General features: G+C 55.6%; 23 protein-coding genes, 1 pseudogene and 1 other annotated feature. Of the genes and pseudogenes, 14 read left to right on the top strand and 10 right to left on the bottom strand.

Annotated elements, in window-relative coordinates:
• Positions 1–56 precede the first annotated feature (56 nt).
• Both GSQ70_RS24510 and cobO read left to right on the top strand, forming a co-directional pair.
• Entirely contained in the window at positions 57–818 is a 762-nt protein-coding gene (locus GSQ70_RS24510) for a YciK family oxidoreductase (RefSeq protein ID WP_158784952.1), read from the top strand.
• Positions 818–1,408 carry a cob(I)yrinic acid a,c-diamide adenosyltransferase gene (gene cobO, locus GSQ70_RS24505; protein WP_158784951.1) on the top strand — a complete coding sequence of 197 codons (591 nt, stop codon included), beginning with the start codon at positions 818–820 and terminating at the stop codon, positions 1,406–1,408. The genes GSQ70_RS24510 and cobO overlap by 1 nt, the downstream gene beginning before the upstream one ends.
• A gap of 62 nt (positions 1,409–1,470) precedes the next feature.
• On the opposite strand, the gene rluB is transcribed toward cobO, so the two are convergent.
• The 3 genes from rluB to GSQ70_RS24490 all read right to left on the bottom strand — a co-directional run bounded on the left by rluB (position 1,471) and on the right by GSQ70_RS24490 (position 4,338).
• Positions 1,471–2,337, bottom strand: coding sequence for a 23S rRNA pseudouridine(2605) synthase RluB (gene rluB / locus GSQ70_RS24500; RefSeq protein ID WP_158784950.1), 867 nt, complete (start codon positions 2,335–2,337; stop codon positions 1,471–1,473).
• A gap of 435 nt (positions 2,338–2,772) precedes the next feature.
• On the bottom strand, positions 2,773–3,393 hold the full coding sequence (locus tag GSQ70_RS24495; RefSeq protein WP_158784949.1) for an L-threonylcarbamoyladenylate synthase: 621 nt from the start codon (positions 3,391–3,393) through the stop codon (positions 2,773–2,775).
• A 33-nt stretch (positions 3,394–3,426) separates the two neighbouring features.
• The gene (locus tag GSQ70_RS24490) at positions 3,427–4,338 is read right to left on the bottom strand and encodes a PHP domain-containing protein (protein WP_158784948.1); all 912 of its coding nucleotides are present in this window, start codon (positions 4,336–4,338) and stop codon (positions 3,427–3,429) included.
• Between the two features lie 121 nt (positions 4,339–4,459).
• Positions 4,460–4,559: a sequence feature (Trp leader region), on the top strand.
• A gap of 25 nt (positions 4,560–4,584) precedes the next feature.
• Here GSQ70_RS24490 and GSQ70_RS24485 point away from each other — a divergent pair.
• The 6 genes and pseudogenes from GSQ70_RS24485 (at position 4,585) to GSQ70_RS24455 (ending at position 11,618) form a co-directional block, all read left to right on the top strand.
• Positions 4,585–6,147, top strand: a complete 1,563-nt coding sequence (locus GSQ70_RS24485) for an anthranilate synthase component 1 (RefSeq protein ID WP_158784947.1) — start codon at positions 4,585–4,587, stop codon at positions 6,145–6,147.
• Positions 6,147–7,737 (top strand): annotated as a pseudogene (gene trpD, locus GSQ70_RS26205) (bifunctional anthranilate synthase glutamate amidotransferase component TrpG/anthranilate phosphoribosyltransferase TrpD). The gene GSQ70_RS24485 and the pseudogene trpD overlap by 1 nt, the downstream one beginning before the upstream one ends.
• A gap of 2 nt (positions 7,738–7,739) precedes the next feature.
• Positions 7,740–9,101, top strand: coding sequence for a bifunctional indole-3-glycerol-phosphate synthase TrpC/phosphoribosylanthranilate isomerase TrpF (gene trpCF / locus GSQ70_RS24470; RefSeq protein WP_158784944.1), 1,362 nt, complete (start codon positions 7,740–7,742; stop codon positions 9,099–9,101).
• A gap of 46 nt (positions 9,102–9,147) precedes the next feature.
• Positions 9,148–10,338 (top strand): tryptophan synthase subunit beta, encoded by a 1,191-nt coding sequence (gene trpB / locus GSQ70_RS24465; RefSeq protein WP_158784943.1) that lies wholly within the window; start codon positions 9,148–9,150, stop codon positions 10,336–10,338.
• Complete coding sequence (trpA, locus tag GSQ70_RS24460) at positions 10,338–11,144, top strand: tryptophan synthase subunit alpha (protein ID WP_158784942.1); 807 nt, start codon at positions 10,338–10,340, stop codon at positions 11,142–11,144. The genes trpB and trpA overlap by 1 nt, the downstream gene beginning before the upstream one ends.
• Before the next feature lie 159 nt (positions 11,145–11,303).
• On the top strand, positions 11,304–11,618 hold the full coding sequence (locus GSQ70_RS24455) for a BON domain-containing protein (protein WP_158784941.1): 315 nt from the start codon (positions 11,304–11,306) through the stop codon (positions 11,616–11,618).
• Positions 11,619–11,678: 60 nt separating this feature from the next.
• Here GSQ70_RS24455 and ompW read toward each other — a convergent pair whose 3' ends face one another.
• Complete coding sequence (gene ompW / locus GSQ70_RS24450; protein WP_158784940.1) at positions 11,679–12,311, bottom strand: outer membrane protein OmpW; 633 nt, start codon at positions 12,309–12,311, stop codon at positions 11,679–11,681.
• 335 nt (positions 12,312–12,646) lie between these two features.
• On the opposite strand from ompW, the gene GSQ70_RS24445 reads away from it, so the two are divergent.
• The 3 genes from GSQ70_RS24445 to yciA all read left to right on the top strand — a co-directional run bounded on the left by GSQ70_RS24445 (position 12,647) and on the right by yciA (position 14,480).
• On the top strand, positions 12,647–13,384 hold the full coding sequence (locus GSQ70_RS24445) for a YciC family protein (protein ID WP_158784939.1): 738 nt from the start codon (positions 12,647–12,649) through the stop codon (positions 13,382–13,384).
• A gap of 74 nt (positions 13,385–13,458) precedes the next feature.
• Complete coding sequence (locus tag GSQ70_RS24440; protein ID WP_158784938.1) at positions 13,459–13,995, top strand: septation protein A; 537 nt, start codon at positions 13,459–13,461, stop codon at positions 13,993–13,995.
• 53 nt (positions 13,996–14,048) lie between these two features.
• The gene (gene yciA / locus GSQ70_RS24435) at positions 14,049–14,480 is read left to right on the top strand and encodes an acyl-CoA thioester hydrolase YciA (protein ID WP_158784937.1); all 432 of its coding nucleotides are present in this window, start codon (positions 14,049–14,051) and stop codon (positions 14,478–14,480) included.
• A gap of 29 nt (positions 14,481–14,509) precedes the next feature.
• Here the strand turns inward: yciA and tonB are convergent, their stop codons facing one another.
• Positions 14,510–15,244, bottom strand: coding sequence for a TonB system transport protein TonB (gene tonB, locus GSQ70_RS24430; RefSeq protein WP_158784936.1), 735 nt, complete (start codon positions 15,242–15,244; stop codon positions 14,510–14,512).
• Between the two features lie 206 nt (positions 15,245–15,450).
• Here tonB and GSQ70_RS24425 point away from each other — a divergent pair, with 206 nt between their 5' ends.
• Positions 15,451–15,747: a YciI family protein gene (locus GSQ70_RS24425; RefSeq protein WP_158784935.1), complete on the top strand. Its 297-nt coding sequence runs from the start codon at positions 15,451–15,453 to the stop codon at positions 15,745–15,747.
• Between the two features lie 59 nt (positions 15,748–15,806).
• Here the strand turns inward: GSQ70_RS24425 and GSQ70_RS24420 are convergent, their stop codons facing one another.
• Positions 15,807–15,980, bottom strand: coding sequence for a YciY family protein (locus GSQ70_RS24420; RefSeq protein WP_158784934.1), 174 nt, complete (start codon positions 15,978–15,980; stop codon positions 15,807–15,809).
• 150 nt (positions 15,981–16,130) lie between these two features.
• Here GSQ70_RS24420 and cls point away from each other — a divergent pair, with 150 nt between their 5' ends.
• Together cls and GSQ70_RS24410 are read left to right on the top strand one after the other, a co-directional pair.
• Positions 16,131–17,591 carry a cardiolipin synthase gene (gene cls / locus GSQ70_RS24415; RefSeq protein ID WP_158784933.1) on the top strand — a complete coding sequence of 487 codons (1,461 nt, stop codon included), beginning with the start codon at positions 16,131–16,133 and terminating at the stop codon, positions 17,589–17,591.
• A 46-nt stretch (positions 17,592–17,637) separates the two neighbouring features.
• Positions 17,638–17,961: an HI1450 family dsDNA-mimic protein gene (locus GSQ70_RS24410; RefSeq protein WP_158784932.1), complete on the top strand. Its 324-nt coding sequence runs from the start codon at positions 17,638–17,640 to the stop codon at positions 17,959–17,961.
• 152 nt (positions 17,962–18,113) lie between these two features.
• On the opposite strand, the gene oppF is transcribed toward GSQ70_RS24410, so the two are convergent.
• Genes oppF through oppB form a run of 4 tightly spaced genes read right to left on the bottom strand, consistent with a single transcriptional unit; the run spans position 18,114 to position 21,979 of the window.
• Positions 18,114–19,115, bottom strand: a complete 1,002-nt coding sequence (oppF, locus tag GSQ70_RS24405; protein ID WP_158784931.1) for a murein tripeptide/oligopeptide ABC transporter ATP binding protein OppF — start codon at positions 19,113–19,115, stop codon at positions 18,114–18,116.
• On the bottom strand, positions 19,112–20,125 hold the full coding sequence (locus GSQ70_RS24400) for an ABC transporter ATP-binding protein (protein ID WP_158784930.1): 1,014 nt from the start codon (positions 20,123–20,125) through the stop codon (positions 19,112–19,114). The genes oppF and GSQ70_RS24400 overlap by 4 nt, the downstream gene beginning before the upstream one ends.
• 11 nt (positions 20,126–20,136) lie before the next feature.
• A complete protein-coding gene (oppC, locus tag GSQ70_RS24395; protein WP_158784929.1) occupies positions 20,137–21,045 on the bottom strand; it encodes an oligopeptide ABC transporter permease OppC in 909 nt (302 codons plus the stop codon).
• Positions 21,046–21,058: 13 nt separating this feature from the next.
• Positions 21,059–21,979 carry an oligopeptide ABC transporter permease OppB gene (gene oppB, locus GSQ70_RS24390; RefSeq protein ID WP_158784928.1) on the bottom strand — a complete coding sequence of 307 codons (921 nt, stop codon included), beginning with the start codon at positions 21,977–21,979 and terminating at the stop codon, positions 21,059–21,061.
• Between the last annotated feature and the right edge of the window lies 1 nt (position 21,980).

Genomic DNA, 21,980 nt, shown 5'->3' with positions numbered 1-21,980 from the left:
TAACGGCGGTGCTGTGCCGGCCCTGCATCTCATTATTACCGCCAGAGGACTTCTTCGTGCACTATCAACCGAAAAGCAATTTGCTGACCGATCGTATCATCCTTGTCACCGGAGCCAGCGACGGGATTGGCCGGGAAGCCGCGCTGACCTATGCACGCTATGGCGCTAAGGTTCTGCTGCTCGGGCGTAATCCGCAAAAACTGCAGACTGTGGCGGATGAGATTGTCGCCGGGGGGAACACTCCTCCGCACTGGTTTATTCTCGATCTGGAGACGGCCACGCCGGAACGCTGCCATCAGTTGGCCAGCGAAGTAGCAGAGAAAGTCTCGCGCCTGGACGGTGTTCTGCACAATGCCGGTTTACTGGGCGAAATCGTGCCGATGGATCAGCAGGATCCGGTGGTCTGGCAGCAGGTCATGCGGGTGAACATTGACGCCACTTTCTTCCTGACCCAGGCTCTGCTGCCGCTGCTGCTGAAATCCGCCTCGGGTTCGCTGGTGTTCACCACCTCCAGCGTCGGACGTCAGGGGCGTGCGGGTTGGGGAGCCTATTCCGTTTCCAAATTTGCCACCGAAGGCATGATGCAGGTGCTGGCCGAAGAGTATGGCCCGCATAACCTGCGGGTAAACTGCATCAATCCTGGCGGCACCCGTACCAAAATGCGGGCCAGCGCGTTCCCGCAGGAAGACGCCAGTAAATTAAAAACTCCGGCTGAAATTATGCCGCTCTATCTCTATCTGATGGGCGACGACAGTAAAAGGAAGACCGGGATCAGCTTTGATGCCCAGCCGGGCCGTAAACCCGGAGCAGCAGAATAATGGCCGACGATCGTCACCAGCAACGTCAGCAGCGGCTGAAGGAAAAGGTGGATGCCCGTATTGCGGCTGCTACCGATTCGCGCGGTATTCTGATGGTGTTCACCGGCAATGGAAAAGGCAAAACTACCGCAGCCTTCGGAACCGCGACGCGGGCTGTCGGCCACCAGAAACGGGTGGGTGTGATTCAGTTTATCAAAGGTGAATGGCCAAATGGCGAACGCAATCTGCTGGAACCGCACGGCGTGGAGTTTCAGGTGATGTCTACCGGTTTCACCTGGGATACCCAGAATCGCGAATTGGATACCGCTGCCTGCCTGGCAGTCTGGCAGCACGCCAAACGCATGTTAACGGACGAGACGCTGGATCTGGTGGTACTGGATGAGCTGACTTATATGGTCAGTTTTGACTATCTGCCGCTGGAAGACGTGCTGGAAGCACTGGCGGGTCGTCCGTTGCTGCAGAGTGTGATCGTCACCGGCCGCGGCTGTCATCGCGATCTGCTGGAAATGGCCGATACCGTCACGGAAATGCGCCCGGTACGCCATGCTTTTGATGCAGGCATTCAGGCTCAACAGGGCATTGACTGGTAATAGCTCATCCTGCAGGCGAAAAAAAGGGTGAATACTTCACCCTTTTCACGTTTATCGTGCTGTTAACGCTTGCTGGCCGGACGGCGGCTGCCGGTTGACTGTGCGTGGCGCTTAACGGCGCGGCGAATCTGATTCGCTTTGGTACGGCGACGATCTTTCTCGACCGGCACTTTACTGGTGGTTTCTGGTGGCAGACCAACCAGTTCACGCAGGTAATTAGTCGGAGCCAGATCCAGCTCGGTATAGCCACCGCGCGGTAAGCCTTTAGGCAGATCGATATCACCGTAGCGGGTTCGGATCAGTCGGCTGACCTGCACACCCACGGACTCCCAAAGCCGACGCACTTCGCGGTTACGGCCTTCAGTCAGTGTCACGCTGTACCACTGGTTGATACCTTCACCGCCGCTGAACTTCAGCGTTTTGAACGCGGCCGGCCCATCTTCCAGCTGCACGCCACGGCTCAGTTGCTTCAGCTTATCGTCATCAACCTGGCCGAAGACGCGAACCGCATATTCTCTTTCCACTTCACGGCTTGGGTGCATCAGGCGATTTGCCAGCTCACCGTCAGTGGTGAACAGCAGCAGGCCGCAGGTGTTCACATCCAGACGCCCTACGGCAATCCAGCGTGCGCCACGCAGCTTTGGCAGGCGGTCAAAGACGGTTGGGCGACCTTCCGGATCGTTACGGGTACATAACTCGCCTTCCGGCTTGTAATAAGCCAGCACGCGGCAGACTTCTTCTGTGGATTCCGCAACGGAGACCAGGTGGCCATCAATACGGATTTTCAGAGCTTTGCTCGGCTCAACACGGTCACCCAGTGTGGCCAGCTTGCCGTCCACACTCACCCGTCCGGCAGAAATCATGGTTTCAATCTCACGGCGGGAACCGTGCCCGGCGCGCGCCAGGACTTTCTGTAATTTTTCGCTCATGGAGCTACCTCTGTGTCGCCTTCCCAGGCGTCATGCTGTACGTCAACACGGCCGGCCAGAAAAGAGTCGGGCCTGGCGTATTGTAGAAATTTCCTGGGTCAGCTCTGTCTGAACAGGCAGCTGTTCCCTCTTAATCGTGGCCGCACATACTACACGATTTTTCAGATAATGGATGCTGATTAATAAGATCTCCGCGAACAAGCTTTGGCGATACGTGCGCCATGCCGGTGAAATCTTCCGGCGTAAAGCTTGCCATTACTGGTATTCGTGATGAATGGAATAAGCGCCCGTGCGTGGCAATGGCTTCAAATACTGGAGCGGTAAAAGGAATGTCAGGCGGTGCGATTTAAAATCATGATGACACCATGGGATTTATATGCCTCTTATATTTATTTAGCGGCCGCCAGAATAATGTTCTCTGGCGGGCGTTTTTATTTACAGGAAAGGTTGCACATCCCCCATCCCTTCCCTGACCACCACCGGGCTATTTTCAGTCAGGTCGATTACCGTTGTGGGGTGCTGCCCCAGATAGCCACCGTGGATGATCAAATCCACCAGCTTACCAATGGTGTCCTGGATAGCCTCCGGATCGGATTCCGTAAAATCATTGCCCGGCAACATCAGCGATGTCGACATCAGTGGCTCATTCAGCGCTTCAAGCAGCGCCAGCGCAATCGGATTCGACGGCACGCGCAAGCCTATGGTTTTCCTCTTTTCGCTCATCAGACGGCGTGGCACTTCCTTGGTGGCTTTCAGGATGAAGGTATAGTTGCCCGGCGTGTTATTTTTAATCAGCCGGAAAGCCGTATTGTCCACATAAGCATAAGTAGACAGCTCCGACAGATCCCGACACATCAGAGTAAAGTTGTGATTGCCATCCAGCTGCCTGATGCGACAGATGCGCTCCATAGCATTCTTGTCTTCCAGCTTGCAGCCCAGCGCGTAGCCAGAATCCGTTGGGTAGACAATAACACTGCCTTTATGCAGCAACTCTACCGCCTGCTTGATCAGGCGTGGCTGCGGGTTTTCCGGGTGAATATAAAAAAATTGACTCATAACAAACCTCTTGTTTGCCGCGCAGCGGGCGGATCAAACTTGTGCAATTTCCGGGAAGCGTAGCCAGACGGCCTCAACGCCACCCGGCAGCCATAATTTTTTTCCCAACTCGATCCACGGACAGGGCTGATGGAAGTCAGAACCCTGCGACGCAGCCAGCTGGTAGTCCTGCGCATAGCGCGCCAGCTGGGTACGCTCATTGGGCGCCTGCTGACACTGTGCGACTTCCATTGCGTCGCCGCCTTCCTCACTGAAGTGGGCGATCAGACGCTTCAGCCATTTTGCCGACAGGCCGTAACGGCCCGGATGGGCCAGTACTGCACGTCCACCAGAATGATGAATGGCATCAATGGCTTGTTTAATTGTACACCACTGTGGCGGGGCATAACCGGTTTTGCCTCTGGCGAGGTAGTTTTTAAACACCTGCGCCATGTTGTCAGCTTTGCCCTGAGCGATCAGGAAGCGGGCGAAATGCCCCCGGGTAATCGCCCCGCCCTCAGCCAGCGCCATCGCGCCTGCCAGGCTGCCTGGAATATGGGCTTTTTCCAGCCGTTCTGCGATTAACTCTGCGCGCGCCTGTCGCCGGTCAGTCTGTTCCTTCAAAAAAGCGGTCAGCTCCGGATGCTCAGTGGCCACACCCAGACCAACAATGTGAATCTCATGATTTTCCCACAGAGAAGAGATTTCTACCCCGGCGATCAGCTGCAAAGGGAGCTGGTGCCTGGCAATCGCTTCACGCGCGGACGGAATGCCATCTACGGTATCGTGATCGGTAATAGCCAGCACGCCCACGCGATGCCCGACCGCACGCAGCACCAATTCTTCCGGGGTAAGTAAGCCATCAGAGGCGCGGGTGTGACTGTGGAGATCGTATACGGGCCAGGGATTTAGCGGGGTTGGATCTGTCAAAACTGCTCCGGCATCGGCGGATAAATGTCGCAGCATGATACCGGGATTTCGCTCCGGGGGAAAAAGAGTATTGACTTTTTGGCGACGAACCAGTTAACTAGTACGCAAGTTCACATGCAAGGGTATCTGAATCATGACTATGACACATTTAATGATGACTGGTTGGTGGCGCACTTCTCCCTGAACGGGCGAAGGAGTCATGCACGCAACCAGACGTTGTGCAGATACCCAGGCCCGCCTAACGCGGGCTTTTTTTTTAGCAAATTTCAGAGAACTGACCTCATGCAAAATGCCAAACCTACAGTGAAGTTGATTACGGGCAACGCACCCTACCGCGAGGATCCGGCCGCCGTTTTTCATCAGCTGTGTGGTGCCCGCCCGGCCACGCTGTTGCTCGAATCCGCTGACATTGACAGCAAGCGTAATCTGAAAAGCCTGCTGATTGTCGACAGTGCTCTGCGCATTAAAGCACTGGGCAATACCGTTACCGTGCAGGCGCTGTCAGAGAATGGCCGCGCGATCCTGCCCCTGCTGGATGCCGCATTGCCTTCGGGCGTGATCAGCACCGTCCGCCCCGATGGTCGTGAGCTGACTTTTCCGGCCAACACAGAAGTGCAGGATGAAGATTCTCGGCTGAAGTCGATCTCCGTTTTTGATGCGCTGCGTCTGATCCCGCATCTGGTTAACAGCCCGGAAGAAGAGCGCGAAGCGATGCTGCTCGGCGGCCTGTTTGCTTATGACCTGGTGGCCGGGTTTGAGAACCTGCCAGAGCTGAACAACGACCAACGCTGCCCGGACTACTGTTTCTATCTGGCTGAAACGCTACTGGTTATTGACCACCAGAGCCAGACAGCCCGCCTGCAGGCCAGCCTGTTTACCCCCACGCCGGGCGAATTTTTACGCCTGCAGAGCCGTATAGAACAGCTCCATACGCAGATGCTGCAACCCGCTCATCCACTCCCGGTTCAGCCGGTTGAAAAAATGACGCTGAGCTGCAACCAGAGCGACGAAGAGTACTGCAACGTGGTTCGTGAGCTGCAGGAAGCCATCCGTGTCGGCGAAATTTTCCAGGTGGTGCCGTCACGCCGTTTCTCACTGCCTTGCCCTTCTCCGCTGGCAGCTTATGACACGCTGAAAAACAGCAACCCAAGCCCGTATATGTTCTTTATGCAGGATCAGGACTTCAGCCTGTTCGGCGCCTCACCGGAAAGCTCACTGAAGTATGATGCCGCCAGCCGCCAGATTGAGATCTACCCGATTGCCGGTACCCGTCCGCGCGGACGCCACGCCGACGGTTCACTGGACCGCGACCTGGACAGCCGCATTGAACTGGAAATGCGTACCGACCATAAAGAACTGGCCGAGCACCTGATGCTGGTTGACCTGGCACGTAACGATCTGGCACGCATCTGCACATCGGGCAGCCGCTACGTTGCTGACCTGACCAAAGTTGACCGCTACTCCTTTGTGATGCACCTGGTATCCCGCGTGGTCGGCCAGCTGCGTGGAGATCTGGACGTGCTGCACGCTTACAGCGCCTGCATGAACATGGGCACGCTGAGCGGTGCACCAAAAGTACGCGCCATGCAGCTGATTGCCGGAGCCGAAGGCACTCGTCGTGGCAGCTACGGCGGCGCGGTGGGCTACTTCACGGCCAGCGGCGATCTGGATACCTGTATCGTTATTCGTTCAGCTTACGTTGAAGACGGTGTCGCTACCGTTCAGGCCGGGGCTGGTGTGGTGCTGGATTCTGTTCCGCAAGCGGAAGCGGATGAGAGCCGTAATAAAGCCCGCGCCGTTCTTCGCGCTATCGCCACGGCCCATCACTGCAAGGAGATTTTCTGATGGCTGATATCCTGCTGCTCGACAACATTGACTCCTTTACCTATAACCTGGTCGACCAGTTACGTGCCTTTGGCCATAACGTGGTGATTTACCGTAACAATGTACCGGCAGAAACGTTAATCGACCGCCTGCAGAGCATGGAAAATCCGGTGCTGATGCTGTCACCAGGTCCGGGAGCGCCTTCTGAAGCAGGCTGCATGCCGGAACTGCTGCAGCGCCTGCGCGGCCGTCTGCCGATTATCGGTATCTGTCTGGGCCATCAGGCGATTGTGGAAGCCTACGGCGGCCACGTGGGGCAGGCTGGTGAAATCCTGCACGGTAAAGCCTCTGCCATTACCCATGATGATCTGGGCATGTTTGCCGGGCTGAGCAACCCGCTGCCGGTGGCGCGTTATCACTCTCTGGTGGGCAGCAATGTCCCGGCAGAACTGATCGTCAACGCGACTTTTAACGGCATGGTAATGGCTGTCCGTCACGATGCCGATCGCGTCTGCGGATTTCAGTTCCATCCGGAATCCATTCTGACCACCCAGGGCGCACGCCTTCTGGAACAAACACTCGCCTGGGCGCTGGCGTAATAAGGAGACCCCGATGAACGAGATTCTGGAAAAACTATATCAGGCTCAGACCCTGACCCAGGCCGAAAGCCATCAGCTGTTCTCGGCAATCATTACCGGGCAGCTGGAACCAACCCAGCTTGCTGCCGCGCTGATTGCGATGAAAGTTCGCGGTGAGCGCCCGGAAGAGATTGCCGGTGCCGCCACGGCGCTGCTCGAAGATGCCAAACCCTTCCCGCGTCCTGACTACGCCTTCGCGGATATTGTCGGGACCGGCGGTGACGGCAGCAACAGCATTAATATCTCCACCGCCAGCGCCTTTGTGGCGTCTGCCTGCGGTCTGAAAGTGGCCAAGCACGGCAACCGCAGCGTTTCCAGCAAATCCGGTTCTTCCGATCTGCTGGCGGCGTTTGGCATCAGTCTGGATCTGCCAGCAGAAAAGGCTCGCCAGGCACTGGACGATCTCAACGTCTGCTTCCTGTTCGCGCCCCAGTATCACACCGGCTTTCGTCATGCCATGCCGGTACGCCAGCAGCTGAAGACCCGCACACTGTTTAACGTGCTCGGCCCGCTGATCAACCCGGCGCGCCCTCCTCTGGCAGTGATTGGCGTTTACAGTCCTGAACTGGTACTCCCGGTGGCCAAAACGCTGAAAATGCTGGGCTACCAGCGTGCGGCGGTAGTCCACGGCGGCGGGATGGATGAGGTTGCCCTGCACGCTAAAACCCACGTGGCAGAACTGCGTGAAGGCGAGATCACCAGCTACCAGCTGACGCCGGAAGACTTCGGCCTGAGTTTCCACCCGCAGGAGGCGCTGGCGGGCGGCACACCTGAAGAAAACCGTGACATTCTGACACGATTACTCCAGGGTAAAGGCGAGCGCGCGCACGAGGAGGCCGTTGCGGCTAACGTGGCGCTGCTGCTGAAGATTTTCGGCAATGAAGATTTACGGGAAAATGCCCGGACGGCGCTGAGCGTCATCCGCAGTGGTCAGGCTTACGAGCAAGTTGTCGCACTGGCAGCAAGAGGATAATCATGCAGGAAACCGTACTTAACAAAATTGTTCAGGACAAAGCCATCTGGCTGACAGAGCGCCAGCAGCAACAGCCGCTGTCGACTTTCCAGAACGAGATCGCACCGTCCACCCGCAGCTTTTATCACGCGCTGCAGGGTGCCAGGACCGTGTTTATTCTTGAATGTAAGAAAGCTTCGCCTTCAAAGGGGCTGATTCGGGAAGATTTTGATCCGGCGACTATCGCTGGTGTTTACCGGCACTACGCTTCGGCAGTTTCTGTGCTGACCGACGAGAAATATTTCCAGGGAAGCTTTGATTTTCTTCCCATAGTGAGCGCAGCGATTACTCAGCCAGTGTTGTGCAAAGATTTTATCATTGATCCTTATCAGATCTACCTGGCGCGTTTCTACCAGGCCGATGCGATCCTGCTGATGCTTTCCGTGCTGAATGATGAGCAGTATCGCCAGCTGTCCGCCGTGGCGCACAGCCTGAATATGGGCGTGCTGACTGAAGTGATCAGCGATGAAGAGCTGGAGCGTGCCACCGCACTGGGCGCAAAAGTGATTGGGATTAATAACCGCGATCTGCGCGATCTGTCTATCGATCTGGACCGCACCCGCCGCCTGGCCCCGAAAGTGTCCCATGGGGTAACGGTGATCAGCGAATCCGGCATTAACAGTTATGCGCAGGTGCGTGAGCTGAGCCACTTTGCCAACGGCTTCCTGATTGGCTCCGCGCTGATGTCAGAAGATGACCTCGCAGCCGCGGTGCGTCGTGTGATTATCGGCGATAATAAGGTCTGTGGCCTTTTCCGTCCGGAAGATGCGCGCAGCGCACTTGAAGCCGGTGCCATTTACGGCGGCCTTATCTTTGCCGAAGGCTCTCCACGCAAAGTGAGCATTGAACAAGCCAGAACGATCCAGGCTGCTGCAGCGCTGAAATATGTTGGTGTATTCCGCAATAATGCCATTAGTGACATTGTCACTACTGCTCAGGCGCTCAATCTGCTGGTCGTTCAACTGCATGGTGACGAAGATCAGGCTTTTGTGGCAGAACTGCGCAGCCTGCTGCCCGCAGAGGTGAAAATCTGGAAAGCCTTCAGCATTAAAGGTGCCCTGCCAGCCCGCGACTGGCCGCACGTTGACCGCTATGTATTTGATAACGGTAACGGCGGCAGCGGCAAACGTTTTGACTGGAGCCTGCTCAGCGGTCAGCAGCTGGACAACGTCCTGCTGGCTGGCGGACTGGGAGCGGATAACTGTGTTGAAGCCGCTCAACTGGGCTGTGCCGGTTTAGATTTCAATTCCGGCGTGGAAAGCGCGCCCGGAATCAAAGATGCCTCGAAGATTGCCTCAGTCTTTCAAACGCTGAAGGCGTACTGACCGTCCGGAGCCGCCTGCGGTTCCGTTTAGCGAAAAGAGAAGCGATATGACCTTACTGACCCCCTATTTCGGCGAATTTGGCGGCATGTATGTGCCACAAATCCTCATGCCAGCCCTGCGCCAGCTGGAAGAAGCCTTTGTCAGCGCTCAGCGCGACCCGAAGTTTCAGGCCGAGTTTACTGACCTGCTGAAAAACTATGCCGGTCGCCCGACGGCCCTGACTTTGTGTAAGAACCTGACCAAAGGCACTAAAACCCGTCTCTACCTGAAGCGTGAAGATCTGCTGCACGGTGGTGCGCACAAAACAAACCAGGTATTGGGTCAGGCCCTGCTGGCTAAGCGTATGGGCAAAACCGAAATCATTGCCGAAACCGGCGCCGGGCAGCACGGTGTGGCCTCCGCTCTGGCCAGCGCATTGCTGGGACTGAAGTGCCGCATCTATATGGGCGCGAAAGACATTGAGCGCCAGTCGCCTAACGTCTTCCGAATGAAGCTGATGGGCGCGGAAGTGATCCCGGTGCACAGTGGCTCATCCACGCTGAAAGATGCCTGTAACGAAGCGCTGCGTGACTGGTCTGGCAGCTATGATAACGCCCATTACATGCTGGGTACTGCAGCCGGCCCACACCCTTTCCCGACCATCGTACGTGAATTCCAGCGGATGATTGGCGAAGAGACTAAAGTGCAGATTCAGGAACGCGAAGGCCGCCTGCCGGATGCGGTCATTGCCTGTGTCGGCGGTGGCTCCAATGCTATCGGCATGTTCGCCGACTTTATTGATGAAACGTCTGTTGGCCTGATTGGCGTTGAACCTGCCGGTCACGGCATTGAAAGTGGGGAACACGGCGCGCCACTGAAGCACGGGCGCGTGGGGATCTACTTTGGCATGAAAGCGCCAATGATGCAGACCGAAGACGGGCAGATCGAAGAGTCCTACTCTATCTCGGCCGGTCTGGACTTCCCGTCCGTGGGACCGCAGCACGCTTATCTGAACAGTACCGGTCGTGCTGATTATGTGTCGATTACCGATGATGAAGCCCTTGATGCCTTCAAGATGCTGTGCCGCAGCGAAGGGATTATCCCGGCGCTGGAATCGTCGCACGCACTGGCTCATGCGCTGAAAATGATGCGCGAAGCACCGGAAAAAGAGCAGCTTCTGGTGGTTAACCTTTCCGGCCGCGGCGATAAAGACATATTCACCGTTCACGACATTCTGACCGCTAAGGGAGAAATCTGATGGAACGTTACGATCAGCTTTTTACAAGCCTGAAAGCACGCAAAGAAGGCGCATTCGTGCCATTCGTCACGCTGGGCGATCCCACACCAGAGCTGTCGCTGCAGATTATTGATGCGCTGGTTGAAGGCGGTGCCGACGCGCTGGAGCTGGGTATTCCCTTCTCTGATCCGCTGGCCGACGGCCCGACCATCCAGAATGCCACCCTGCGTGCATTCGCGGCAGGCGTGACACCGTCACAGTGTTTTGAAATGCTGGCCGCCATTCGCCAGAAATACCCGGAGATCCCGATTGGCCTGCTGATGTACGCCAACCTGGTCTTCTCCAATGGCATTGATAACTTCTATGCCCGCTGCCAGCAGGCCGGTGTGGATTCCGTGCTGGTTGCGGATGTGCCGGTTGAAGAGTCAGCGCCGTTTCGTCAGTCAGCGATGCGTCACAACATCGCGCCTATCTTCATCTGCCCGCCGAATGCTGATGATGATCTGCTGCGTGAGATCGCTTCACATGGTCGCGGTTATACCTACCTGCTCTCGCGGGCTGGCGTCACCGGCTCCGAAACCCGTGGTGAAAGCCTGTCGTTACAGCACCTGGTGACTAAACTGACCGAATATAATGCCGCGCCGTCGGTACAGGGCTTTGGCATTTCTGAGCCAGGCCAGGTGAAAGAAGCGCTGGCGGCCGGCGCTGCCGGTGCCATATCCGGTTCTGCCATCGTGAAAATCATCGGGAAAAATCACGCCAATCCGCCGGTTATGCTGGCTGAACTGAAGGCTTTCGTCTCCGGTCTGAAAGCCGCCACGCGCTAATCCCCCTGCTCAGTGCCTTACCTCTCACGGTAAGGCATTATTTTCCCACTCTTTATGGCCTTATCCGATTGCGAATTTTCCGCTCAGGACTAAGCTTCTTTTACAGAGCGATTCTGTAATCACGGCGAAGGCCAATCGAGAATGACAGGGAGAATGACAATGAAGTTGATGAAAATCCTGACCGGCATGGTTATTGCGGCAGTAGTGGCTGTTTCGGTCAGCGCCTGTGCGCCGACAGCAACCAAAGAAGGCACCGGCGGCTATCTTGATGACACGGTGATCACCACTAAAGTCAAAGGCGAGCTGTTGAAAGATGATTCGCTGAAATCGACTGAAATCAACGTGGAAACCTTCAAAGGCCGCGTACAGCTGAGTGGGTTTGTCAGCTCACCGCAAATGGCTAACCGTGCCGTCACCATTACCCGCAGTGTGAAAGGCGTCACCTCGGTGACTAATAACATGCAGATAAAGTAAGTTGCTGTACCATGTAAAAAGCCGCCATGAGGCGGCTTTTTTTACGCCCGCTGAAGGCTGTCAGAAGCGATAACCTGCCCCGAAGAAGAACACAAACGGGTTGATATCCGTGTCGATACTCTGATGACCCGCCGGAGAGTCAAAGCCGACTTTGGTTTTGATATTCATGTACCACAGGGAGGCATTGAGCATCCAGTCCGGCGTCAGCTGATAGTCCAGACCGAGCTGACCTGCCACACCCCAGGAATTTTTTACACTCAGATTGCTTAACCCGGCATCACGCCCGGTCTGATTGAAATCGTTGTCATAGAACATGGTGTAGTTAACACCGATACCGGCGTAAGGCTGCCATTTGCTGGTATTACCCATAAAGTACCACTGAGCCATCAGTGTCGGTGGCAGCTGGTGCACGGTCGCCAGTGTCCCGGTCGCCTCCAGACCCACTTTATGGCGGAATGGCGTGGCTCCCAGCAGCTCAATACCGATGTTATCGGTCGCCATATAGGTAAATGTCAGGCCCAGTTGAGTATTATTGTCGACGTTGAACTCACCCAGCCCCAGCACATTGTCAGAGCCACCGGTTGGACGAACGGTTGCAGTTCCTGCACGCATGAAAAAATCGCCAGCCTGATGGGCTGAAGCGACCGCTGGCAGCAGAGTCACTACCGCCAGAGCCAATGCTGTTAATTTCATAACCACTCCTTTGCATGTCATTAAGTGTTTTTACGCAATTGCTTACTCTTTATCTGCGCCATCTTTACCTTTATTTGCAGAAAGGTCATGCAAATCATTTCTTTCATTATCCTTAAAAAACAATGATTTGATTTGGATCAATTTCTACAAACATCCTGGTGAAGACGTTTTGCTTAATGGAGTCTCTAACCTGCCAGAGCGCGCCAGGGTCTGCCGCCACGGTTTGAGCCGATAATGCCTTCTTTAATTGAAAGTTATGTAAGTCAGGGTGCCAGGTTGCCGCCAGACCATGTACAATCGCCGGATCGCTAATACCGGCTTTTCAAGGAGTGTACATGTCTTTCACGGCAGGTTCGTTATACCGTGACACGGGGAACTTTTTTCGCCATCAGCTGATTACCATCGTGCTGATTTCGCTACTGACCTCTTTTATCACCGTCCTGATCGGCCACGCGCTGACGCCAGGCACCGATCAGCTCTCCCTTCTGACGGAAGGCAACAGCGGCTCGGGCATGAGCCTGCTGGAGATGGTGCAGAATATGTCACCTGACCAGCAGCGTATCCTGTTACGTGCTTCTGCAGCCGGAACCTTCGCTTCTCTGGTGGGGAATACCCTGCTGCTGGGTGCCATGCTGAGCCTGATCCCGATGGTCTCTGCCGGACAACGCATCAGCGCGCTTCGGGCGATTGGGGCGTCTGCGCCGATGCTGCCTCGCCTGCTGCTGTTGGTGTTTATCATGACTCTGGTGGTGCAACTGGGCTTTATGGTGCTGGTTGTGCCTGGCGTGATCCTCGCTATCGTGCTGGCGCTGGCACCGATAATCCTCGCAACCGAAAAGATCGGCATCTTCGCGGCCATGCGCAGCAGCATGCGTCTGGTGTGGAGCCAGATGAAGATCGTTGCCCCTGGCGTGGCCGTCTGGCTGCTGGCAAAAATTGCCGTATTGCTGCTGGCATCCTCGCTGACCGTGCTGCCAGCCAACGTCGCGTCAGTGGTGCTGAACGCCCTGAGTAACCTTATTTCGGCCATACTGATTATCTATCTTTATCGCCTGTATATGCTGTTACGTTAATGGTGATTGCGTGCCCTGCGGGGCACGCAATGATAACGTGATGTTTTGCCCCAGTCTGGTATTTGGAAGCCTTTATGAAGCAGTTACTTGATTTCCTCCCGCTCGTGGTCTTTTTCATCTTTTACAAGCTGTACGACATCTTCGTCGCCTCTGGTGCGCTGATTGTCGCCACAGCTCTGGCGCTGGTTGCCAGCTGGATAATGTTCCGCAAAGTAGAAAAGATGACCATCTTCACCTTCGTGCTGGTCGCGGTGTTCGGCACCCTGACGCTGGTGTTCCATAACGATGAGTTCATCAAATGGAAAGTCACGGTGATCTACTCCCTGTTCGGGCTGGCGCTGCTGTTCAGCCAGTTCTGGATGAAGCAGCCGCTGATCCAGACCATGCTGGGGAAAGAGCTGAAGCTGCCGGAATTTGCCTGGCGTAAGCTGAATGTGGCCTGGGCGCTGTTTTTCTTCGCCTGCGGGATAGCAAATATTTACGTCGCTTTTTGGTTATCTCAGGAATTTTGGGTTAATTTTAAAGTGTTCGGCCTGACCGGTCTGACCCTGCTCTTTACCCTCATCAGCGGCCTGTATATCTACCGCCTGATGCCACAAGAAGAAAAATAAACCTCAGAGCCCGGCCTCAGCCGGGCCACCCTCCCATTATCTGGAAGCAAGCAATGAACGACGATAAAAACAGACTCCCGCAGGGCGAAATGGTGCTGCGGACGCTGGCCATGCCTGCGGATACCAACGCCAACGGGGATATTTTTGGCGGCTGGCTGATGTCACAGATGGATATGGGCGGAGCAATTCTGGCCAAGGAGATTGCCGGAGGACGTGTGGTCACCGTGCGTGCGGACGGCATGACCTTCCTCAAACCGGTCGCGGTGGGAGATGTGGTGAGCTGTCATGCCCGCTGCATTCGTACCGGGAAAAGTTCGATCACTATTAATATCGAAGTGTGGATCAAGAAAGTCTCTTCCGAGCCAATCGGTCAACGCTATTGCACCACCGAAGCGGTGTTTATCTATGTCGCGGTGGATAATGAAGGCAAATCCCGTGAGCTGCCCGCCGATAAGATGCATTTCCAGCCGGATGTGCAGAACTGAAAAAAAAGCCGGATTTTCCGGCTTTTTCTTTATTCGATGCTGGTGCCACCGTCAATTTTGAAGACGATGTTCATGGTCAGGCCTTTGCCCGGCTTACCGGCTTCATATCGCCACTTCTTCATAGCCAGTTTTACTTCACGCTCAAACATATTCCGCGGCTCGGCAGAGAGAATGCGGATGTTGTCGACCTGACCTGAACTATCCACGTCAAACTGAACCCGCACCCGCCCTTCCATCCGCAGTGCAAAGGCACGGGCCGGATAACCCGGTTTGCCCACGCTGATAGCTTTCGGCCCCGTTGAGGCCACAGCAGAAGGCGCTGGTGAGGTTTTGGGCGCAGTAGACGGCTTAGGCGCGGTCGCCATCTTGTCTTCATTAAACGGCGATGCCTGACGCGGTTCCGTGTGGGGTTTCACCTCTTTCTTCGGCTTCACCACTTCTTTTTTTACCGGCTTTGGCCTGGGTTTCGGCACGGGTTTTGGAATGGGCACTGGCTCAGGTTTGGGCGGCTCCGGCTCCGGAACGGGTTCAGGCTCTGGCTCTGCAACAGGTTCTGGAGCAGGCTGAGGAGCGCGCTGAGGCTCTGGCTGCACTTCAGGCGCAACCATCGAGACGCTGATGGGCTGAGACGCTTTCGGCACTTCGACTACCTGGTGAAAAGAAGCATAAAGTATTCCCCCAATCACTACCGCGTGCAGTCCCACAGAGAACAACATCGGCAGCGATATACGGCGGGGTAAAGAATTTTCTGTCAGCGTCGTCATAATCTTTCTGCTGTAAGTATTGAAACGTAAGTTTAAATGCAAATAGCAATCAGTTTCAATAACCCAGCCGCGCTGGCAGCGTGATTTCGTCAGAAAAGTGCCCGAAACTGACCGTAATCAGGCCGCGACTATCTTTCGTTTGCAGAAAGGTTAACGATGACTTAACGTAATCGCCGAATCTTACTGACCCGACAGGAGTTGTAAACGTGCTCTACGTAATTTACGCAGAAGATAATGCTGATTCACTGGAAAAGCGTACCGCCGTGCGCCCTGCCCATCTTGCACGTCTGCAGCTGTTGCAGGACGAAGGCCGGTTGATTGTGGCCGGACCGATGCCCGCCGTGGACAGCAATGACCCGGGCGTGGCTGGTTTCAGCGGCTCAACGGTGATTGCCGAGTTCGCGTCGCTGGAAGAGGCGCAGTCATGGGCGCAGGATGACCCTTATATTGCCGCCGGAGTTTATAAGCAGGTCGCAGTCAAGCCCTTCAAACGGGTGTTTTAACCGCCAGTTTGCTTTCCCTGTGCGGTGAATGCACAGGGAAAAGTGCCCACTCAGGCGGATCAGAACAGCGGATTAATAAACAGAACAGAACGTCGCTGCTGCTGGTTTACCTGATGACGGATGGCGTGCATACGACCATAACGTCTTGACTGCCCCTCCAGCCAGCGTGCCCGACGACGCTGGATCTGACGCGACATACGCCAGCGTGCGACTTCATTTCTGCTCCGTCTCATTTTACCCTCTGAGGTCAAAAAACTCGCGCAGCAGTATAAACCTTTCTCTTCTCATGCCAGGTCCGATGACTTTAAACCGGAAAAGGTTTCGCATGCTGTCATCTGCACGTAAACTCCCTGTATTCAAGCGCGAACGGGATTTCCACTGACATGTCGACTTTTTATACTGTACTCAGCTGGCTGCTGATTTTTGGCTACTGGCTGCTGATCGCCGGTGTGACGCTGCGTATTTTAATGAAACGCCGTGCCGTCCCTTCCGCCATGGCCTGGCTGCTGATTATCTATATCCTGCCGCTTGTCGGGATCATCGCCTATCTCTCCTTTGGGGAACTGCATCTGGGGAAGCGGCGGGCGGAGCGCGCGCGCACCATGTGGCCCTCCACGGCTAAATGGCTGAACGATTTAAAATCCTGTCACCAGATTTTTGCCGAGGACAACAGCGACGTTGCCCGCTCTCTGTTTCAGCTGTGCGAGAACCGTCAGGGCGTGGCGGGTGTGAAAGGCAATCAGTTACAGCTGCTGACCTCCACTGAAGACACTATGCAGGCGTTAATCCGCGATATTCAGCTGGCGCGTCATAATATTGAGATGGTGTTCTATATCTGGCAGCCGGGCGGACTGGCGGATGAGGTGGCGGAATCGTTGATGGCCGCAGCAAGGCGCGGCGTGCATTGCCGCTTAATGCTGGATTCAGCCGGAAGCGTACAGTTTTTCCGCAGCCCGTGGGCCGCGATGATGCGCAATGCCGGGATCGACGTGGTAGAGTCACTTAAAGTCAGCCTGCTGCGCGTGTTTCTGCGTCGCATGGACCTGCGCCAGCACCGCAAAGTGGTTTTGATCGATAACTATATTGCTTACACCGGCAGTATGAACCTTGTTGACCCACGCTATTTTAAACAGGATGCAGGCGTCGGCCAGTGGGTGGATTTGATGGCGCGTATGGAAGGCCCGGTTGCCACCACCATGGGGATTATCTACTCCTGCGACTGGGAGATTGAAACCGGCAAGCGCATTCTGCCGCCGCCGCCGGATGGCAACGTGATGCCTTTCGAGCAGGAAAGCGGCCATACCATTCAGGTGATTGCTTCCGGCCCAGGCTTCCCGGAAGACCTGATCCATCAGGCTCTGCTGACCGCAGTCTATTCCGCGCGCGAACAGCTGATCATGACCACGCCCTACTTTGTCCCCAGCGATGACCTGCTGCACGCCATCTGCACCGCTGCACTGCGTGGTGTCGACGTCAGTATCATTGTGCCGCGCCGCAATGATTCCATGCTGGTTGGCTGGGCAAGCCGTGCGTTTTTCGCTGAACTGCTGGAAGCCGGGGTTAAAATTTACCAGTTTGAAGACGGTCTGCTGCATACCAAAAGCGTGCTGGTCGATGGTCAGCTGAGCCTGGTCGGCACGGTGAACCTGGATATGCGCAGTCTGTGGCTGAATTTTGAGATCACGCTGGTGATTGATGATGACGGTTTCGGCGGCGACCTGGCCCGCGTTCAGGACGATTATATCGCCCGCTCGCGGCTGGTAGATGGCAAACGCTGGTCCCGACGTGCTTACTGGCAGCGGATTGTCGAACGACTGTTTTACTTCTTCAGTCCGTTGCTGTAAAACGAGCGGAATTGCACAGCGCCCGACGGGCATTATGGGAAATGTTATGGATTTAAATAACCGCCTTACCGAAGATGAAACCCTGGAACAGGCTTACGATATTTTTCTGGAGCTGGCAGGTGACAACCTCGACCCGGCCGATATCATTCTGTTCAATCTTCAGTTTGAAGAACGCGGTGGCGCAGAGCTGTTTGATCCTTCAGAAGACTGGGCTGAGCATGTTGATTTTGACCTGAACCCGGACTTCTTCTCCGAAGTGGTGATTGGGCTGGGTGAAGTGGATGGCGATCCGATTACGGACGTGTTTGCCCGCGTACTGCTGTGCCGTGAGAAAGACCACAAGCTGTGCCATATTTTGTGGCGCGAGTAACGGTTGAGTAAATCAGCGCCTGCGTGATGAATGCAGGCCGCTCATAAACAGGCAAACAACACCATTTATGGCAGCCCGACTCGCGCCGTCCATGGCACGAGACGCTTTCCCGACCGGTGTTCCCCACGCCTCAGACTTCAGCGAAAATTACCTTACAGCGGGTCCACTTTCAGGCAGGAGACGGCATGACGGAAGCTGCCTTCCAGCAGCGGACGTGTTTTGGCACACTCCGGCCCGGCAATCGGACAGCGGGTGCGGAACACGCAGCCTGACGGCGGATTAATTGGCGAAGGCAGTTCCCCTTCCAGCAGCTGGATAACCTTATTCTTCTCCAGATCCGGATCGGGAATGGGCACCGCTGACATCAGCGCGCGCGTATAAGGATGCTGCGGATTCTGATAAACCTCATTGTAGGTTCCCAGCTCCACCGCATGGCCCAGATACATCACCAGCACGCGATCGGAGATGTGCTTCACCACCGCCAGGTCGTGGGCGATGAAGATCAGTGACAGCCCCATCTCTCGCTGCAGCTTCTGCAGCAAATTCACCACCTGCGCCTGAATTGACACATCCAGCGCTGAAACTGGCTCATCACAGATAATTAACTTTGGTTCAAGGATCAGCGCGCGGGCGATACCAATACGCTGGCACTGGCCACCGGAGAACTCGTGAGGATAACGGTTAATCAGGTTAGGCAATAACCCCACCTTCATCATCATCGTTTTCACCCGCTCCTTCACTTCCTGCCGCGCCATCTCAGGATGATAGGTGCGCAGCGGCTCGGCGATGATGTCCCCGATGGTCATGCGTGGGTTAAGCGAAGCCAGTGGATCCTGAAAAATCATCTGGATATCGCTACGCGCCTTGCGCCACTCTTCCTCACTCTGACCCAGCAGATCGCGTCCCAGCCAGGCCACACGCCCTTCGGTCGCCTTCACCAGGCCGATAATGGCGCGGGCCAGCGTGGATTTGCCACAACCGGACTCACCCACCACGCCAAGCGTTTCCCCTTCATAAAGACGCAGACTGACGCCATCTACCGCTTTCAGGGTCTTTGGCGGCTGCCAGAACCACTGACGGCCATCTTTAATGTCGAAATGCACCTTCAGGTCGGCAATTTCTAACAGGACTTTCTTTTCAGCTACCGCACTCATACCAGTTCCTCCGCGGGTTTGAAGCAGGCACGCAGACGACCTTCACCAAACGGCGTCAGCGGTGGTGCAGTGGAACAGATTTCCATCGCGTGCGGACAGCGTGGCTGGAACGGGCAGCCTTGCGGCAGGCGCAGCAGGTTTGGCGGATTGCCCGGAATGGTGGTCAGGGATTCCCCTTCTGCATCCAGACGCGGCACCGCGTTAAGCAGGCCAATCGAATACGGATGAGTCGGCTGATAAAACACATCACGCGCCTTGCCGTATTCCATGGTTCTTCCGGCATACATCACCAGCACCTGGTCACAAATTCCGGCTACGACGCCTAAATCGTGGGTGATCATGATGATCGCGGTGTTGAACTCTCTTTTCAGGTCGTTCAGCAACGTCATGATTTGTGCCTGGACCGTAACGTCCAGCGCGGTGGTTGGCTCATCGGCAATCAGCAACTTTGGCCGGCACAGCAGCGCCATAGCAATCATCACGCGCTGACGCATCCCTCCGGAAAACTCGTGCGGGTACATTTTCATGCGCTTGCGGGCTTCCGGCATTTTTACCGCGTCCAGCATCCGCACCGACTCTTCAAAAGCCTGGGCACTGCTCATGCCTTTGTGCAACTTCAGCACTTCCATCAGCTGCTCGCCAACGCGCATATACGGATTCAGCGAAGTCATTGGATCCTGGAAAATCATTGCAATCTGCTCGGCACGCAGGCTGTTGAGCTGCTTCTCCGGCAGGTTGAGGATCTCTTTACCGTTAAACAGTGCAGAGCCGCCAATGCGGCCATTGCTGGCCAGCAGGCCCATCAGGGCAAATGCCGTCTGCGACTTACCGGAACCTGACTCACCCACAATGCCCAGGGTTTCACCGGCACGCAGGCTGAAGTTCAGATCGTTTACCGCCGTGACATCACCATCCGGCGTGCCAAAGGTTACCCGCAGATCCTTCACGTCCAGCAGACGTTCGCTTCCCGCTTGTTTAGCCATTGCTGGCTGCAGTTCAGTTACGCTCATCGGGAAACTCCTTAACGATCTTTCGGGTCGAGGGCATCACGCAGGCCATCGCCGATAAAGTTGAAACAGAACAGCGTAACCACCAGGAATCCCGCCGGGAACAGCAGCAGCCACGGCGACACTTCCATTGAGTTAGCACCATCGCTGAGCAAAGCACCCCAGCTGCTCAGCGGCTCCTGCGTACCCAGCCCAAGGAAGCTGAGGAAGGATTCGAACAGGATCATACTTGGCACCAGCAGCGAGGCATACACTACCACCACGCCGAGGACGTTCGGTACGATATGCCGCAGCACAATACTGGCGGTGGAAACGCCACCAACATGGGCCGCTTCAATAAACTCTTTGCGCTTGAGGCTCAGTGTCTGACCACGGACGATACGCGCCATATCCAGCCAGGAAACCAGCCCGATAGCGACGAAGATCAGCAAAATATTACGGCCAAAGAAGGTCACCAGCAGGATCACAAAGAACATAAACGGGAAGGAGTTGAGGATCTCCAGCAAACGCATCATCACCGAGTCGGTTTTACCGCCCAGGTAACCGGCCAGCGAGCCATACAGCGTGCCCACCAGCACCGCCACCAGCGCAGAAGCAATCCCCACCATCAGCGAGATACGGCCACCAATCGCCACGCGCACCAGCAGGTCACGACCTGATGAATCGGTACCGAAGTAGTGTTTTGAAGCCATGTCCGGAGCGGCAGACATCATACCCCAGTCAGTATCGTCATAGGTAAACGAGGAGAGCATCGGGGCGAAGATCACAAACAGGGCAATCACCACCAGCACAATCAGGCTGCCCAGCGCGGCGCGGTTATGGATAAAGCGACGACGGGCGTCCTGCCACAAACTGCGGCCTTCGACCTCCAGCTTTTCACTGAAGGCATCGAGAGCTTCGCTATTTTTTTTACTCAACATCATGGCGAGCTCCGGATCAGTAACGAATTTTCGGATCGATAACCGCATACAGCACGTCAACGATCGCATTGAAAAGAATGGTCAGCACGCCCACCAGAATGGTCAGGCTCAGCACCAGCGAGTAGTCGCGATTCAGCGCGCCGTTAACGAACAGCTGGCCGATACCCGGTAATCCGTAGATGGTTTCAATCACCATCGAGCCGGTGATAATGCCGACGAAGGCCGGACCAAGATAAGACATCACTGGCAGCATCGCAGGCTTCAGCGCATGGCGCAGAACAATGCGGTGCATTGGCAACCCTTTCGCCCGCGCGGTGCGGATAAAGTTGGAGTGCAGCACTTCAATCATCGAGCCACGGGTTATACGCGCGATACTGGCGATATAGGCCAGCGACAGCGCCACCATTGGCAGGATCATATATTTCACCTCACCGCCGTTCCAGCCGCCACCCGGCAGCCATTTCAGGGCAATCGCGAAGATCAGCACCAGCAGCGGTGCGACCACGAAGCTGGGGATCACCACCCCGGTCATCGCCACACCCATCACCACGAAATCCCATTTGCTGTTCTGTTTAAGGGCCGCAATCACCCCTGCCGACACCCCAAGGATGATCGCCAGAATAAAGGCGGCCAGGCCGAGTTTGGCAGAAACCGGGAAAGCATGGCCGACCAGATAGTTAACCGAATAGTCTTTGTATTTGAACGACGGTCCGAAATCACCGTGGGCCAGCTGCACCAGATAGTCGGTGTACTGTTTCCAGATCGGATCGTTCAGATGATATTTGGCTTCGATATTCGCCATCACTTCTGGCGACAGCGTACGCTCACCGGTAAAAGGACTCCCTGGTGCAAGACGCATCATAAAGAAGGAGATAGTAATCAGAATGAGTAACGTCGGAATCGCTTCCAGAAAACGACGTAAAATAAACTTTAACATT

The sequence above is a fragment of the Pantoea sp. BAV 3049 genome (genome assembly GCF_009765445.1).
Lineage (GTDB): Bacteria > Pseudomonadota > Gammaproteobacteria > Enterobacterales > Enterobacteriaceae > Erwinia.
Note: the sequence above shows the minus strand (reverse complement) of the source record. Positions and strands in the feature narration are given on the sequence as shown.